The 230-nt window shown below is 64.3% G+C and carries 1 protein-coding gene; it reads left to right on the top strand.

The window, feature by feature from the left end; translation table 11 throughout:
• On the top strand, window positions 1-230 hold a 230-nt coding region (locus ACPXB3_RS22730), incomplete at both ends, for a DUF222 domain-containing protein (RefSeq protein ID WP_425729911.1).

The raw sequence follows: 230 nt of genomic DNA, 5'->3' as shown, positions 1-230 counted from the left end.
CTCGATGCGGTCGCCGGGGAGAAACTGCACAGCCTCGTCGAAACACTGTCCGCGCCAAAGCCTCAGCCCGACGGCTCCAATGATCCGCGTCCGGCCGAACGTAGACGCGCCGATGCTTTCGAAACGGTCCTCGAACTCGCTGGACGAGGCCTTGCTGATGAGACCGTGTCGTGCAAACCGACCGGTGGGGTGCTGTTGACCATCCCGGCCGACACCCCGAAGCTATCCGC

This window comes from Gordonia sp. DT219, from assembly GCF_049847065.1.
In the GTDB taxonomy this organism is placed as follows: Bacteria; Actinomycetota; Actinomycetes; order Mycobacteriales; family Mycobacteriaceae; genus Gordonia.
The sequence above is the reverse complement of the archived record's forward strand: the minus strand, read 5'-3'. Positions and strand labels throughout refer to the sequence as shown.